Annotated in this window: 19 protein-coding genes; 2 read left to right on the plus strand and 17 right to left on the minus strand. The window is 38.3% G+C overall.

Going from position 1 to position 14,186, the window contains the following annotated elements; genetic code table 11:
- Positions 1-65 precede the first annotated feature (65 nt).
- The 3 genes from ACYUCW_RS00765 to ACYUCW_RS00775 form a co-directional block, all read right to left on the minus strand.
- Positions 66-1,100: a virulence RhuM family protein gene (locus ACYUCW_RS00765; protein ID WP_012368586.1), complete on the minus strand. Its 1,035-nt coding sequence runs from the start codon at positions 1,098-1,100 to the stop codon at positions 66-68.
- A gap of 675 nt (positions 1,101-1,775) precedes the next feature.
- The gene (locus ACYUCW_RS00770) at positions 1,776-3,329 is read right to left on the minus strand and encodes an anti-phage dCTP deaminase (protein WP_108717204.1); all 1,554 of its coding nucleotides are present in this window, start codon (positions 3,327-3,329) and stop codon (positions 1,776-1,778) included.
- A gap of 76 nt (positions 3,330-3,405) precedes the next feature.
- Complete coding sequence (locus ACYUCW_RS00775; protein ID WP_108717203.1) at positions 3,406-3,597, minus strand: hypothetical protein; 192 nt, start codon at positions 3,595-3,597, stop codon at positions 3,406-3,408.
- Between the two features lie 503 nt (positions 3,598-4,100).
- Here ACYUCW_RS00775 and ACYUCW_RS00780 point away from each other — a divergent pair.
- The gene (locus ACYUCW_RS00780; protein WP_108717202.1) at positions 4,101-4,439 is read left to right on the plus strand and encodes a hypothetical protein; all 339 of its coding nucleotides are present in this window, start codon (positions 4,101-4,103) and stop codon (positions 4,437-4,439) included.
- Positions 4,440-4,482: 43 nt separating this feature from the next.
- Here the strand turns inward: ACYUCW_RS00780 and ACYUCW_RS00785 are convergent, their stop codons facing one another.
- The 8 genes from ACYUCW_RS00785 to ACYUCW_RS00820 form a co-directional block, all read right to left on the minus strand.
- Complete coding sequence (locus ACYUCW_RS00785; RefSeq protein ID WP_239061571.1) at positions 4,483-4,797, minus strand: hypothetical protein; 315 nt, start codon at positions 4,795-4,797, stop codon at positions 4,483-4,485.
- A gap of 1,157 nt (positions 4,798-5,954) precedes the next feature.
- Positions 5,955-8,672 carry a DUF927 domain-containing protein gene (locus tag ACYUCW_RS00790; protein ID WP_108717200.1) on the minus strand — a complete coding sequence of 906 codons (2,718 nt, stop codon included), beginning with the start codon at positions 8,670-8,672 and terminating at the stop codon, positions 5,955-5,957.
- 44 nt (positions 8,673-8,716) lie between these two features.
- On the minus strand, positions 8,717-9,310 hold the full coding sequence (locus ACYUCW_RS00795; protein ID WP_460408069.1) for a hypothetical protein: 594 nt from the start codon (positions 9,308-9,310) through the stop codon (positions 8,717-8,719).
- On the minus strand, positions 9,310-9,618 hold the full coding sequence (locus ACYUCW_RS00800) for a hypothetical protein (protein ID WP_108717198.1): 309 nt from the start codon (positions 9,616-9,618) through the stop codon (positions 9,310-9,312). The genes ACYUCW_RS00795 and ACYUCW_RS00800 overlap by 1 nt, the downstream gene beginning before the upstream one ends.
- The gene (locus tag ACYUCW_RS00805; protein ID WP_460408070.1) at positions 9,606-9,803 is read right to left on the minus strand and encodes a hypothetical protein; all 198 of its coding nucleotides are present in this window, start codon (positions 9,801-9,803) and stop codon (positions 9,606-9,608) included. The genes ACYUCW_RS00800 and ACYUCW_RS00805 overlap by 13 nt, the downstream gene beginning before the upstream one ends.
- Positions 9,796-10,002 carry a hypothetical protein gene (locus tag ACYUCW_RS00810; RefSeq protein WP_108717196.1) on the minus strand — a complete coding sequence of 69 codons (207 nt, stop codon included), beginning with the start codon at positions 10,000-10,002 and terminating at the stop codon, positions 9,796-9,798. The genes ACYUCW_RS00805 and ACYUCW_RS00810 overlap by 8 nt, the downstream gene beginning before the upstream one ends.
- Complete coding sequence (locus ACYUCW_RS00815; RefSeq protein ID WP_108717195.1) at positions 9,995-10,189, minus strand: hypothetical protein; 195 nt, start codon at positions 10,187-10,189, stop codon at positions 9,995-9,997. Before ACYUCW_RS00815 ends, ACYUCW_RS00810 begins: the two co-directional genes overlap by 8 nt.
- The gene (locus ACYUCW_RS00820; RefSeq protein WP_162558080.1) at positions 10,182-10,478 is read right to left on the minus strand and encodes a host cell division inhibitor Icd-like protein; all 297 of its coding nucleotides are present in this window, start codon (positions 10,476-10,478) and stop codon (positions 10,182-10,184) included. The genes ACYUCW_RS00815 and ACYUCW_RS00820 overlap by 8 nt, the downstream gene beginning before the upstream one ends.
- Before the next feature lie 49 nt (positions 10,479-10,527).
- Between ACYUCW_RS00820 and ACYUCW_RS00825 the strand changes: the two genes are divergently transcribed.
- Entirely contained in the window at positions 10,528-10,719 is a 192-nt protein-coding gene (locus ACYUCW_RS00825) for a hypothetical protein (RefSeq protein WP_108717193.1), read from the plus strand.
- A gap of 100 nt (positions 10,720-10,819) precedes the next feature.
- Here ACYUCW_RS00825 and ACYUCW_RS00830 read toward each other — a convergent pair whose 3' ends face one another.
- From ACYUCW_RS00830 to ACYUCW_RS00855, 6 genes are all read right to left on the minus strand, one after another.
- Complete coding sequence (locus tag ACYUCW_RS00830; protein WP_108717192.1) at positions 10,820-11,614, minus strand: antA/AntB antirepressor family protein; 795 nt, start codon at positions 11,612-11,614, stop codon at positions 10,820-10,822.
- Positions 11,615-11,635: 21 nt separating this feature from the next.
- A complete protein-coding gene (locus ACYUCW_RS00835) occupies positions 11,636-11,911 on the minus strand; it encodes a hypothetical protein (protein ID WP_108717191.1) in 276 nt (91 codons plus the stop codon).
- Between the two features lie 15 nt (positions 11,912-11,926).
- On the minus strand, positions 11,927-12,319 hold the full coding sequence (locus tag ACYUCW_RS00840) for a hypothetical protein (protein WP_108717190.1): 393 nt from the start codon (positions 12,317-12,319) through the stop codon (positions 11,927-11,929).
- Positions 12,319-12,537, minus strand: coding sequence for a helix-turn-helix transcriptional regulator (locus tag ACYUCW_RS00845; RefSeq protein ID WP_108717189.1), 219 nt, complete (start codon positions 12,535-12,537; stop codon positions 12,319-12,321). The genes ACYUCW_RS00840 and ACYUCW_RS00845 overlap by 1 nt, the downstream gene beginning before the upstream one ends.
- Positions 12,538-12,716: 179 nt before the next feature.
- The gene (locus tag ACYUCW_RS00850) at positions 12,717-13,376 is read right to left on the minus strand and encodes a hypothetical protein (protein ID WP_163748413.1); all 660 of its coding nucleotides are present in this window, start codon (positions 13,374-13,376) and stop codon (positions 12,717-12,719) included.
- A 213-nt stretch (positions 13,377-13,589) separates the two neighbouring features.
- On the minus strand, positions 13,590-14,186 hold a 597-nt coding region (locus ACYUCW_RS00855; RefSeq protein ID WP_460408075.1), incomplete at its 5' end, for a tyrosine-type recombinase/integrase.

The following is a 14,186-nucleotide window of genomic DNA, read 5'->3' on the forward strand; positions in this document are numbered from 1 at the left end:
TCTATCCGTAGTGGTAATTTCACTTATTTTTAGAGGATGGTAAATACACTACTTATCTTATTATCTTACTTACCTTTTTTCAGCAAATCTTTCAATGCTGCAATATTCGCCCTCGCCCCTTCAGCTTCTTTTAATTGTCGACGTTTTTGAGCATAAATATCAAATACTTCTCTAGCTTTTTCATCAGCGGCTTTCTTACTAATCCCACCTGCGCCTTGTAATACATCACGGTCATTGAAACTTAAAAACTGATCTAGCTTAGTATCCCAATCTTGTAAAAAAACTTGCTTACGGCGCAGCGCTTGGTCTTCAGCAAAATCCAGCCACATATTGACGATACGGTTTAATTCTTTCAGCTCATTTTCGCGTAGATAATTCTTCGCAATCGTGACATCGGTTTTACGCACCTCATCAAATTTATAGTTGGTTAAGCCCATATCCGGCTGACTGGCATCTGCGCGACTAGCTATAAGCTCAGCGGCAGTCATGCCGGTACAAGCAAAATGTAATTTGTTTTGGATAGATTGGAAGAAACGAGTTGTTTCTTTATTGGATGGTTCGTAATCCGCTGCCATGGTGAAGATCTCTTTCACCCGTAAATACACCCGCCGCTCACTGGCGCGAATATCACGGATGCGTTCGAGCATCTCATCAAAGTAATCCGGCACGACTGACTGACCGATAGGCGGGTTTTTCAGCCGTTCATCGTCCATCACAAACCCTTTGATCAGATACTGTTCCAGCGTTTGCGTTGCCCACTGACGAAACTGAGTACCACGGACAGAGCGGACACGGTAACCAACAGCAATAATGGCAGGTAAACTATAGTGGTCTATCTCTCTGGAAACCTGACGATTTCCCTCTAATCGAACTATCCGGAATTTCCGGATGGTTGCGTTTTGAGCAAGTTCCCCTTCAGAGAAAATATTAACAAGGTGCTCGTTAATTGTACGAACGTCTTTTCCATACAGCTCAGCAATTGATGATTGAGATAACCACAACGTATCAGACTCAAAGCGGCATTCGACACGAGTTTGACCATCTTCACTGCGGAACAAAATAAATTCACCCTGTGGTGCTTCAGGAAGATTATCACTCATTACATGGCCTCCGCTCTATACGTTATGCATAAACTGTGAACAACAATATAGCATATTTAACAAAAAAATAAGGCCACCAGCAAATAGATAGCAAGCACATTATTTTATGAAAAAACAATGTAATACGATCCCCTATACTATCCATCTTTCTGAATAATATTCGTACATTTTTCAGTCATCCCCCATAGCGCCTTATTCAATTTACTATCACTATTAATACCATTCACCGAACATGTACGAGTATGCTTACTTTTCGCATTTCTGCCTAATAGCACTCCTGTGAGTCAATTCTCTTGCAAACGTTTTAACATTTGTTGAACTAAAAATAGCTTAATAACTGATCATTAAGGGATTGATTGAGTTTTGGGAGGTGTAATGAACTTAAGTGGCGATCACAGGAGTCCATATGGACTCCTTATCATTGATTTAAAAATAAATATTATATTTAACAATGAAAGTTATACGCAATTCTATACACAAATTTTATTTCTAAATAGGGTATAACAACCTTATCTATCAATTAATAATTAATGTATTTCACTAAATAATTACTTGAAAGCCAAAATAGTAAATTTCAATAGTCCACCAAAGTAGAGTGTATTTTTTAATTCAATAAAATCTGATTACAAATAGATTTTTCTAGATGATCGCATCTTGAGTATTATCTATATTGGTTTAACTTCTCTCTTCACCTAAACGAAGATTTACGTCTTGAACTGTTTTAGCTTCGTAGTCAAAATATGAATCTAACCCTGTTGGGTCGACTTGTTTGGCTGTGATTACTTTTTGATTTAAAACCCTACCATCTTTATCTTTTCGAGCACTATGATATTTAAAAAAGCTAGAATACCTATTAGGAGAAACACCTTCAAAATTAGCAAATAACACTTTACTTTCACTCATATCATCTGTATGACAAATAGCGTCATCATGAAGGTCTCTAGCAAGACTTTTTTCATAAGGCTCTATATATACAACTTTTTTTATACCCGCTGCAACAATATGCCTTGCACAATTATGACACGGATAGGTTGTACAGTACATTATCTTATCTACAGTACCAACAGATGTATTTCTTGCAAGAGACATAATCGCATCCATTTCCGCATGAATAGCTCTTGAGTATTCTATGATATATTTTGCTTTTGTATTATTCATAATTTTAGATGCTAAATTTTCTGCATCATCTATGCTTTCATCTTGTAATATATCTATTATTTGTTTTCGTAACATTGATTTATGTAAATCATTTGAACAACGACCAACATTATGGCATCGATTATCAGAAACACTCTCTGCATTATAGAGTCCTCCCTTGAATTTTGGGACATCATTACATCCAGTAGACAACACATTTCCTTCATCATCGACGATACAAGCACCTACCTGCCTTGATAAGCAAGCAGACCTTAATGATGAATTGTAAGCTGTAAACATGCCAATTTCATCTTTTGTAGGTGTGATATGATCCACGCCATGTATTAAAGAGATAAATCTATTTACAGATTTATTTATTTCACTTAATTGCTCTATATTTCTAATAAAGTAATCAGAAAGCTGTAAGGTATCCTCGACCTGTTGACCATATGATGCTTTATTCTTTCTATCTCTATTAATTAATAATTTGATTTCACTATCATCTAATCCGTCAGCTCGTAAATTACGCTCTCTTTCATTAACATTTCGTAACAAACCAATTAGATAAAAATTATTTTTATATACCGTTCTAAATAAACCAACCTCTGCAGGATTTTTTAGCTGATCAATAATGTAAACTACTTTATCTAAGGTTTTTGTATGCTTAGGTGATTCATTTTCTTTTAGTTCGGTTCCATATGTCCTATGACGCCAAATATTTATTCGCCTAATAGCCAACTGAGCACATATATTATTTGTGTTTTTCTCTCTTAATTCATCACCTAAATCTTGTAATTTTTCATATCTAGAATAACCCGAAAGATTTTTTATTTTTTGCGGTGATTCATTTTGCTCTGCAATTAAATCACTAATTCTTATATGCTTAACTTTATAATTAAAATTTTCAAATTGCTCAATTAATGATTCCTTTAATTTTCGTACTCCTGAACCAACGGTACCACATAATGCAATAATTAATTCATTAGAATGACGTTCTTTAATTTTAGATTCCACATCTTTGAAATCACTATCAAAATTTTCAACATCACTTAAATTATTAGTTATATCAATAACTTTAGCAGGATTACCCATGCTAACATCTCCTTGTTTATAATATAAAAAAAGCCACAACTATCACTAGGTGGCTTATTGTAAGAGTGAAATAATTTTACCAATCTAACGTGTCTGCTACAGCTGCTGCTCTTTTTATTGCATCGTTATAGATTTTTTTTTCTCTTATTAATTCTATACTTACTACGTTAGGTGATGAATTTCTATTATTTCTATGAACACAGTCAATCGACTCATGATATTCATCTGAGCAGAATTCATCATTAGCGACGGTGTGTTGAACGTTCATCATATTATCCTAGTTTAATAAGGCTACAGATGTATTATTAGCAATCAAAAAAGAAAATACAAGCGAATCTAGATCTTAGTTAGGTAGTGAGACTTATACTAGAAATCAATATATAGTGTCAATATGCTAATTTTTAGTATAATAATAACAACATATAGCGCTTTATTTATTATTATCAAAATCAGTAAGACTTAAGCTTATATGATACTTACCTAAAACCTTACGATAAGCGATATTAACTACCACTTATAGATACATAGAGTAACTGACTTATGATGGGATGATACAAAATACATAACAAGCTACCAGCATAATATCAACAATTTCTAGAACCTTAAATAAAAGTAACGTCAAATTTAATACTGCTAACGTCAATGTTGACACTAACCCGATAAAAATCTGTACTCTTATTAGCTGCTACAAACTACTCTTATAATCCCTTAATCATTTCATTTTTTGATATTTGTTATAAAATCATCAAACATCCTTTAGGAGTTAAAGCAATGAGAACATACACAGAACTTTTTAATGAAGGATTACAAGAATTTATAGACGAAAATAAGAGCCTTTATCGCAAAATATGCGATGACGCATCTATTCATAGTTCCATCATTGGAACATCTCAAGAGCAACTTATTGACGATAAAATAAAAAAAGCCTTTATTGAGCATTTACATACAAGATATGGCAACAATATTGACATTTTCACCACTGTAGTGACATTAATGGCTAGTGATGAATTTGAAAAAACTCAAGTATTAACTGAGCATTATACTAAAATAGCAGAAAGCATTGGAATCTCTCTTAATGATTTTTTAAGGCAGAATAACATAACCATCTAAGCTACTTAATAAAACAAGTAAAGCTAGATTCGGCTTTGCTTGTTCACTGTATCAATCTAGCCCCAGACAACTGATAACCATTAAACCAGCCATAAGAGCCTTTGGCCGTAACCTTATCTCCATGCTTACACATCATCAATTCTATAGCATCAATATCAAAAGCAACTAAACGTAATGGATAATCGCTGCGATATTCGCTTTCAGCTTCGATTGTCATCGTTGCATAGACTTTACCCGTAACTGTTTTGCCTCGTTCCGGTGCTTTGATTACAACACCGGAAACAATAGAAGTGATCCCGGATTTAGATTTTTGCTTCAGTCGTTTTGTCGTGGCTGGTGGACGTTGTTTTATTGTCATGGTGATCTATCCTGTACATTAAATATTATTTACCCCCGTAAAACTTGGGGTTCATGCGCAATTTTTTTGCGCACATTTAAAAAATAACCTTAGCAAATCTTAGCATTGTATTGCGCAAATTATTGCTCACAATCGATAGTGATCCCTTGTGCTAACTGACTTTTGAGAGGTTCGCACTTTGCGCAGACAGATTCGCAACGCGCAATCTAATACGCAGTTTTTTGCGCACGATTCACAATTAATCTCAATAAATCTATATATCAAAATATATGAAATTGTCATTTAAAACATTGCTATAGCTGGATTTCATTGAAATTGAAGTTTGCGCACTGCGCAATTTTAAGCGCGGTTTATCGCGGTAATGCGCAGTTGACCTTAACATTTCTGTACATCCCAAATTGCGCACAAATCACTCTAACCCTTGCTGTAACTGACTTTGAGAGCATTCGCACTTTGCGCAATTCGCAAAATCATGCGCAATGTCTCTTATAACCTAGACATTTCTGTACATTAAAATTGCGCACAAACCATTTCTAAGTCTTGATATATCTTGCTTTACGGTGGTTCGCACTTTGCGCAAAATACCGATACATTCCGATACATGAGTGCGCAAAATGATTTATAGATTTTTTAAGATGATAGTCATTCATACGGTCGGGTAAAGATGAATTGAATTCCGATTTAATGCGTGAGGTTTCGTGAGGTGCAAAACTGCACAATACACACGAAAAAATTTTTATATAAATACATAAAAGTAGTGGTCTCAGTGGTCTCAGTGGTCTCAATTCACATAACTAATTGTATTTACACAGTTAAATTATTTTTACTGAGACCACTGGCAGATTTTGAGTGGTCTCAATTTCCAAATTATAACCAAATGGAATCCATATCCATTTGATAAATAATGATTAAATAGATTATTTTTAGTGGTCTCACTTTTTAATTTCAGTGATCTCAGGCTCTTTTTCCTACCAGCAAGATAAACTGTCAATTTATTCTGTGGTCTCAAAATCGCCTCAAGTGGTCTCAAAAAGGGCTTGAGTGGTCTCAGTGTGGTCTCAATATTTAAAAATAAATTCTTTAATATCATACTATAAATAAATATATTCCTTATTGAGACCACTGAGACCACTACTATTTATCGTTCTAACAAGCGATTAATCGTCATCATCATCCTGAACTAACATCATGATGTAGGCTCGTTGCTGAGTTCCACCAAGGTGTTTAAGTCGGGGTGTCTTTCCCTGCAGACGTTTTCCTTTGGCTGGCTTTTTCAGTATTCCCATAGTGGCTAATACTTCTGCGAACGTTTCGGCATTAAACCCCTTGGCAACCTCAGCCCTAAATACATTCGGTAATGTATAAAAAAGAATTGGCGCATCATCATGACTGCCTTTGCGCTCTCGATAACCGGCTAAATCACGAATAGGCAAATCACGTTCGTCATAAGGTAGTGGAGCATACCGGCTTATCCCATAGGTATTTAAGAACGCTAAAGCCTGTTCTGTTATCTGTTCAATTTCTTTATTGCCGGTGCCAAATTCAGCCAACCAGACATTAAATACGGCTTGAACTGCGTCTCTACAATCCTGTTCATCCCAACCCGTAATCACTCGCCCCATTAATAACGCTGACTCTATAGCAGAAAAGCGATCGCTGGCGCGGTGTACCTGTTCCCCATAACTACTGGGAATTAATTTACCCCATCGTTGCTGTGCGGCTCGATAGGCTTCCTTGGCTTCTTCCTTGTGGTTTGATAGATACTCAATCCAATAACGCCCTGCCGTGCCGTAGTTAGCACGACAATTCACCTTGATTAAGTCAGCGTGCTCTTTCCCTGTTTCACAGCCGTGTAACTCTGTGGCTCGCTCTATTGGAATATTGAGTAACCGCACCAGTTGGCCAGCATTCACTTTTACCCCTGAATTTAATAGAAAGGTTTCAATATCTTTTTCGCCGGTACTAATGGCGACTGTTCGCCAGCTCTGAACCTGTCGATTACCGCCCTCTTTTGCGCCTTGGATCTTACCTTTGCCATTAAATAGCGTGTAAGCCGATTTATAGACATGTTTAGGGTCAGCCCCTTGTCCAACTTCATCAAGGTATAAAAGCCCGTCATTGTGCGCTACCGCTTCATTAGTCATGCCGTATTCAGTGCCATACCACGTTAAACGCTGTAAATCAGGATCACCGTACAAACTCACGGCCATATCTGCGGTAGTGCTTTTCCCAGCTGTGGATTGGGCGTAAAGGTGAATACCAAAGCTATCCGCTTGTGTAATACTGGTCATCGGTGCGGCCAGTGCTGCCCCAATAGCAAACATCATAAAGCTGTTTTTGTTCGCCAGTTGTGCAACATCATTCCGCCAGCTATCCAATGTTCCGCTTGTTTTGTAAGCCGTAACGGCTGCGCTTTGACCATTAAATAATATTGGCTGCTCTGGCTCTCCAATTACTGAACCATCAGGCATAATATATGCGCCTTTGTACCAGCCTGATTTAGCCGTAATATTCCAATTTTCTTTAAACGGTTGACGCAATAACCAATCAGACAAAGACTGCCTTAGCCCTGATTTGGTGGTGACTAATAGCCCTGCATTTTTCAGAGAACGCCACCCCTCACGCTCTCCGATATCACCCATTGGGATCGCCTGAACATTAGACTTACCCCATTCGATAATTAAATACTCCTGGTCTAAATCATTAACCCCTTTCGTAATGCGTTTGATCTGGTTAGATAACCATTGTTCGTGATGAATGATTTCCCCTGTTTCTTTGTCTGCTTTCGGGGTAACAAGAAATACACCATCTTCTCGTGATTCGATACGGATCTTCATCGGGTCACTTTTAACCGGTACAGTCGATATAACCTCGCTATCTGATACGTCAATTATCCCCTCTGGTTGGTATATTCCTGCGTTGAAAATGCTTACTGTGGCTTCCTCACCATTAGATTGTAGGTAGTCATTCCAATCACCATCACAAGGGGGAATGGAAACATGGCCATTCACTTTTTGCGCTGCTGCCTCCGCTTTAACTTTTCCTGTATTAATGTCATTTTGTGAGTCATTATCCGCAGCAATAATAATCTTGGCCGTTGGGAATTGACTTCTCATAGCCTTAGCCACATGAATTAAATTACCTGCGTCTATGGCTGACACTGTCAGTGCTTCCGGCTGAATTAAATGACACGTTATTGCGGTTGCTAGCCCCTCAGCAATAATCACCGTAGTAACGGCTACAGGCTCATTAATTTGGTAGTAACTCCCTGATTTAATGCTATCGGCTAATAACCGTTTCTCACCATTAGGTTTAATGGTCTGTGCGCCTGTAATTTTACCTCGAGCATCCACCAGCGGAATAATCAGTGAGCCATCCAGTAATAAATCCATTTCAAAGCCATGTAGCCCCTTAGCCTTGAGATAGTTAGACTCCCCACGCTGAACATTGCCAATAGCACGGTTATACCGTTCAATAAAGCGTTTATGCTTCTCTATCTGTTCATTAGCTTGTTTTTCTGCTTGCTGCGCCCTCAGTGCGTCCTGTTGCGCTTTTACCTCATGGCTACGGTAAGCTGGTGGATACTCTGAACGGGTATCAATACCAATCATGCCAGCGACCTCTTTTGCGGCTTCGGTTACACTGACACCTAACACACGTTGAACGAGATCTAATCCATCACCAGAACCGCACTGATTACAAATAAACGTACCGTTACCATCTTTGTTATCGAATCTAAACCGGTCTTTACCCCCACAATGAGGGCAAGCGGTATGCTGATTTAGAGGCACCTCTGCCCCAAGGTTAGATAATATGTTTTGCCATTGCCCGTTCGCTTTCAACTTCACGTCACGGATCACATCAATATGGCGCATAACAAAAACCCCCTAAGTCAGCGTGACATGTCACACAATACAAATTAGTCACTAAATGATTGCTGGGGTATTGAGTAGTTTTGTTCATTGCAACCTAAACACCAATACGCCGAAGTGGATTTTTTAGAACCGGCTTGGCTAACGATCTGGCTATAAAGCCTATTCATTATTTCGTGACCATCCGTTGATAAGGACAAAATACGGCTGTCATCTAACATATTGCGATAAGTACCAATAATGAGATCATCCGCAACGGCTTGTTTGTATTGTTGATGGAGTGGTTTATCAACACACGTTTTAAGCACTCGTCTAACACGCTCAAACAATAAAGGCAGTTCACGCCCTTGGTAGGCATAGATTGCGTTTCCGTTCTTACGGGTACAGTAAACAACAAAAACCGTTGCTACCGTCCAACGAAACGTTTTAATTAAATCAGCTGGGGTATGACTACCTCTATCACTATTCCAATAGTCATTAAGGAGCAACAAACCTAACTCAGGTAACGCATCCCATTCACCTAAATCAATTCGATTAGGAATACTGACCAGTGAGATAGTTGCTATTTCTAAGGGCGCATTATGCGTTGTTTGTGTAAATACATGGCTATAACCGCCATTAACAACCGTTTTATAGTTCATTATGATTTACCCCGTTGACGCAGTGCTAATTCAGCATGTTCAGAGTTATATAAAAGGCAATGTAAGATTTCAGCGGTAAACGTCATGCTATAGCTCAATTTTTGTAGATCGTTATTTGCATCGCCGTTTTCTTTATAGTCTTCATGCTCCGTTGCAAAAAATGCCAAGTTAGCTGTAGCGGATAGCCCACCTAATAACGCTCCTACCGCTTCTCGTTGAGTTGTACTAATACGCTGGAGTTCCTCAGTTGTTTTATTATAAAAATCTTGAGCTTTTAGCGAATTTCGAAAATTATCTATTGCGCACATGACCCCGCCTCCACATGACTTTTTAACGCTTGCCATATTTCACCGTTTAAATCACAAGCGATTGAAATCAGGTCTAATAACTCACTGGAACACTCTATATCCGCCTGCTCTAAAATAACGGCATACAAAGAACTGACTTGCTGTGCTTTGTAGGCGGCAGCATCTAGCGGCAATGGCTTACTCATGAGGCACCTCGTTAACATTTTCATTCACACAGCTAAATAACGTTCCGCCAATCTCACCCGCCAGCCTTTTGATCAGTGCGAAAATAGCGGCTGTTTCGCTCATTTCGAGGTCAAAATCAGAATCTTTGATCAGGGAAGCAATAATCTCGATTTGAAAGGCTTTTTCCGCATTTTGATTAATTTGGGTTGAATTAAGCATGGCTAGCCCCTCTATCAGCTCCATTGATTTTTGTAATACGAGTAAGAGAACAACCCATCTCGGCAAAACCATTCAATAACACTGTATGAGCATGCTTAGCATCAGCAGCCTTAATATTGAGGCTGAAACCAACGCTTAAGCCGCATTTACTTGTTGTATAGCCTGTAAGATGGAATGTTTTAAGCATGAGTCACCCCTACTCGAATACGGGCGGTGAATACCAATGAAAGGTTAGGAAGCATCGAACGGGCTTCATTTTCGGTATGAGCAATAACTAAGTGATAGGTGGCTTTATTTTGCTGACACTCAGCAAAACGCCATATAAAAACGATATTTTGGGTGTGACTATTCCGCCCAGTTAAGGGTGTGATATGATCTTGCATAGCTACCTCGATAGTTTTGGTATCGCTGGTGGTTAGCCCTTGAGTGATACTGGTAATATCATTCAAGGGCGTTTTATTTTGCACATACTTCATGTTAATGTACGTACATAACAAACCACATACTAAGAGATTATGTACGTACATGTCAACGCCAAAAAGAGACAAAACTGAGAAAGGAAAAGGGTTATCTCCTACTTTCCAAATTAGAATCACACCAGAACTCAAAACACAATTTGAATCCGCAGCATCAAATGCCGGAATGAGCCTAGGAAACTGGCTTAAAACGCTTGGCCGTAATGAGCTTGAACGCTTAGGGATTGAGCCAAAGAACTGATTAAATTGGGTCGCTAAATAGCTGCCCTTTTTTATGGAGTCCGAAAACTCAGTAAGCCCACCATCCCTCGGTAAGAAATTATTTGCTTGGTAGGCGTTCATTAGTTCGCCTCCAAAGGTTGAGCTAACCAACGTTGTGCCAATTCAGTCAATTGAGCCTTTCTTTGTACTGAGGGCGTATCTATATCAAGGAAAGCGCAATTACGATCTTCTAAATAAGCGAGTAATTTCAATTGTTCCGCACTCATGTTATCTCTGATTTCTTTAGACTTAATGCCTTGGCTTTTAGCCCATTGAGTCGGATTGATACCAAGTACCAATTTGTTGATAAAGCGTGACTCATTGCTATACGCAAAGCCTTTTTGGTTGTCACCTGTGCGCTCAATATAGCCTTTCATCGCCTCAGCCATATTTTTATGATCTTCACATGCAGCAACACGATTTTTGCGCCAGTTTTGTATAGCGGCTTTATGTTCTTCTGGCGCAACTCTGCGCAGTCGCTCCTCACATTCGATAAAATATTGGCGTGCTAATTTGCCCTGGTCATTACGTTCAACCATAGACAGCTCTTTTCCCATGCTCAGGCTAACAATATAGTCATGCTCGAATTGCTGTCTAAATTTTGCGCTCCCCCGTTTTGGTGAGCTCAAATTTTCCACAACGATATAATCGATATTCTCAACAAAGCCATACTGTTTAATTCTCCCTTTAATCCAGCTCGTATAGTCACGACCAACCTTTAGAAATGAATGTAATTTACGGCTACTTACTGATTGAATTTCTTTCCCGTTAATACGGTTATTAATAACAGGAATTAAATAATCAAATGTGTTCGTTAGCTCGTTTTCAGGCTGACTGAATCCCTGACCAGTTATGGCCATATTTTTATCTTTCATAAGTTTTGCCCTTTTATTTAGTTAATTAAGAGCTGTCGCGACAACATGAGATAGCTTGACTAAATTTGTATGCAAACACTCGCAAAACCGTACATGAATATAAAAAACATTATTTTGCGTGAATTTGCAGAGATACTGTGATAGTCCTTTTAAACTTAAATCGCCCCTTTCAAAACCGTTATATTTCGCTGTTATATCAATAAAATAAATAAAATCAGAAATAACATTTAGAATATTTCCACTCCTGATTTCAAGGTGAGCGAATCCCTGACCCATTACGGTCATTTTATTTTTCATATTGTTATTTCCTTATTATTCGATTGGGTAAAGCGATAAAATCAAATCTGATTGATAGATAGAAATACCATCATACCCACCAGCACAAGCTCGGCTATTGATAAGGTCAATAATCCTCTTTGCATCTTTCTGGTTACGAATACGGTAACGATAATGCGAACCTATTCCGTCTGGGTTCGGTTCGTCTGTACGCTCTAATTTAATATTGAGTAATCGTTCAAGCTCAGTTAAATAATTACGGCCAGAGGATAATCGGCACTGTCGTAAAATATCGTTTTCAGTGATCCCCTGGTATGAATATAAAAAACAAATCCATGCTTTATTTTTCTTTGGTGGGTTCTTTGTTAGAATTGATAGCGCATCATTATTCTGAGAAGCCACCTGTAGCGAGTGGTTTTTCTTTTCCATTATGCCACCTCGCCAGAACGTGACTCAGCTATTTTACTTGCTACCCACTCATCCACTTCAGATTCAATGAAAGCGATAGAACGAGTACCAATTTTTACCGATTGAGGGAATTTCCCTGCATTGATGAGTTTATAGATCCAAGCCTTACCATAGCCAGTTCGACGCTGAACTTCTGGTAAGCGGATGAGGCTTTCTTTTGAAGTTGTTACTGCTGGCATATTGCCCCCTGTTATCTAGTTCTTAATACGCCTTGGTAGACGTTTATTGATTACAGGGGATATTTGAGCAGATAAAAGAGACTATATGTGGAAGTCAGCCCTAAATAGATAGAAGTAACTCTTATAATGTTTGGAAGTCAGAACTGAGTTAGCTGTACAATTTTCGTACCGTTTGGAAGTCAGTTTTTATCTAGCTTAGTGCCATACATATCCAACGCATTGTTAATTAATGTCGTTAATGATTTTGTGGTTATAAATGTTCCATTACCATACTCATTTATAGCCTTAATTGCAGCCTCAGCAACTCTGCTTTTGTTCAATTTTGTACCATATTTATATGAACCTGATTTTTCTAAAGCTATTGTAAGTCCAGCAATAAACATTAGTGCTGTATCTTTACCTGCAAATTCCCCCCATTCATTAGCATCACATTGTTCCGATAATTGTTTTTCTTTTAGTTGATCATTAATGGGAACAGACTGCGATTCACTATCTAGTTCTTTATCAACCCAGCCCCAAATATCTTTGGCATAGAAATTAGCATCAATAATTGGGCTGTTTATAGTGACTTTATCATTATCAATTATTTCTTTCGAATTAAAGGGAAGGTCAGAATAATAAGAGGGAGAGACTAGAACTTGAAGTGGATTAATTTCTTTCAGTTTTATAGCTTGTATGATGATTTCTCTATAGCTTGAAGCGATTTCGTGACCAGTATAGTTACCACTAACAGCTTCCTCAACGTTATTAACTTTGCCTGCTAATCCAGCTATGGCTAATGCTGCCTGATCTAACGAAACTATTCTTAACCGCTCTATATGTAATGGTAAATTAATCAAAACGCCACCTCACGCCCTCATTATGTAAGAGCTATGCCAGCTAGTAGAGGTGTACTAGTTTTCGGGGATCAACCTAGGCATAGCTTTATTCTTTATAGTCTATGCAAGTCTACTACAGTCTATAATTACTGTCTATTTGTCCAGTTATGACTATTTTAGGTACAAAAAAACCAGACCTTTTACTGTCTGGTTCTGTATGCAGTTGCTGGTGGATTAAGCGCGTTTAAAGTTACCGTGGACAACGTTATCCCCGTTCTCTAATGCCCCCATATAATCAGCGTACCATTGAAGCATTTCTCTACGGCCATCAATATACTGAGCATGGTTATACGTTCCACGAATAGAGTTCTTATCAACGTGTGCAAGCTGTGTCTCAATCCATGCGGTGTTATAGCCTTGTTCATGTAGGATTGTGCTCATTGTGTGCCTGAATCCGTGGCCTGTTAATCTTCCCTTATATCCAAGTAACTCAATAACTTGATTCACACTTTCTTTGCTAATTGGCTTACTGTGGTCATTTCGACCAATAAACACCAACGGATAGCGACCAGTGATCGGCTTTAGCGATTTAAATAACTCAACACACTGTGAAGAAAGCGGCACTATATGTGGGCGCTTCATTTTCATAATTTCAGCAGGAATTTCCCATATTCCATTGTCTAAATCAATATGCTCCCATTTAGCAAATCTGAGTTCCTGTGTTCTTACAGCAGTCAACATCAATATTTTTGTTGCCGCCTTGGTGATAAAACTACCAGTATAACCAGATAGATCACGTAAAAAGAAAGGCAATTCTTTAGCGCTCAAAAA

The sequence above is a fragment of the Proteus sp. MB838 genome (assembly GCF_054767435.1).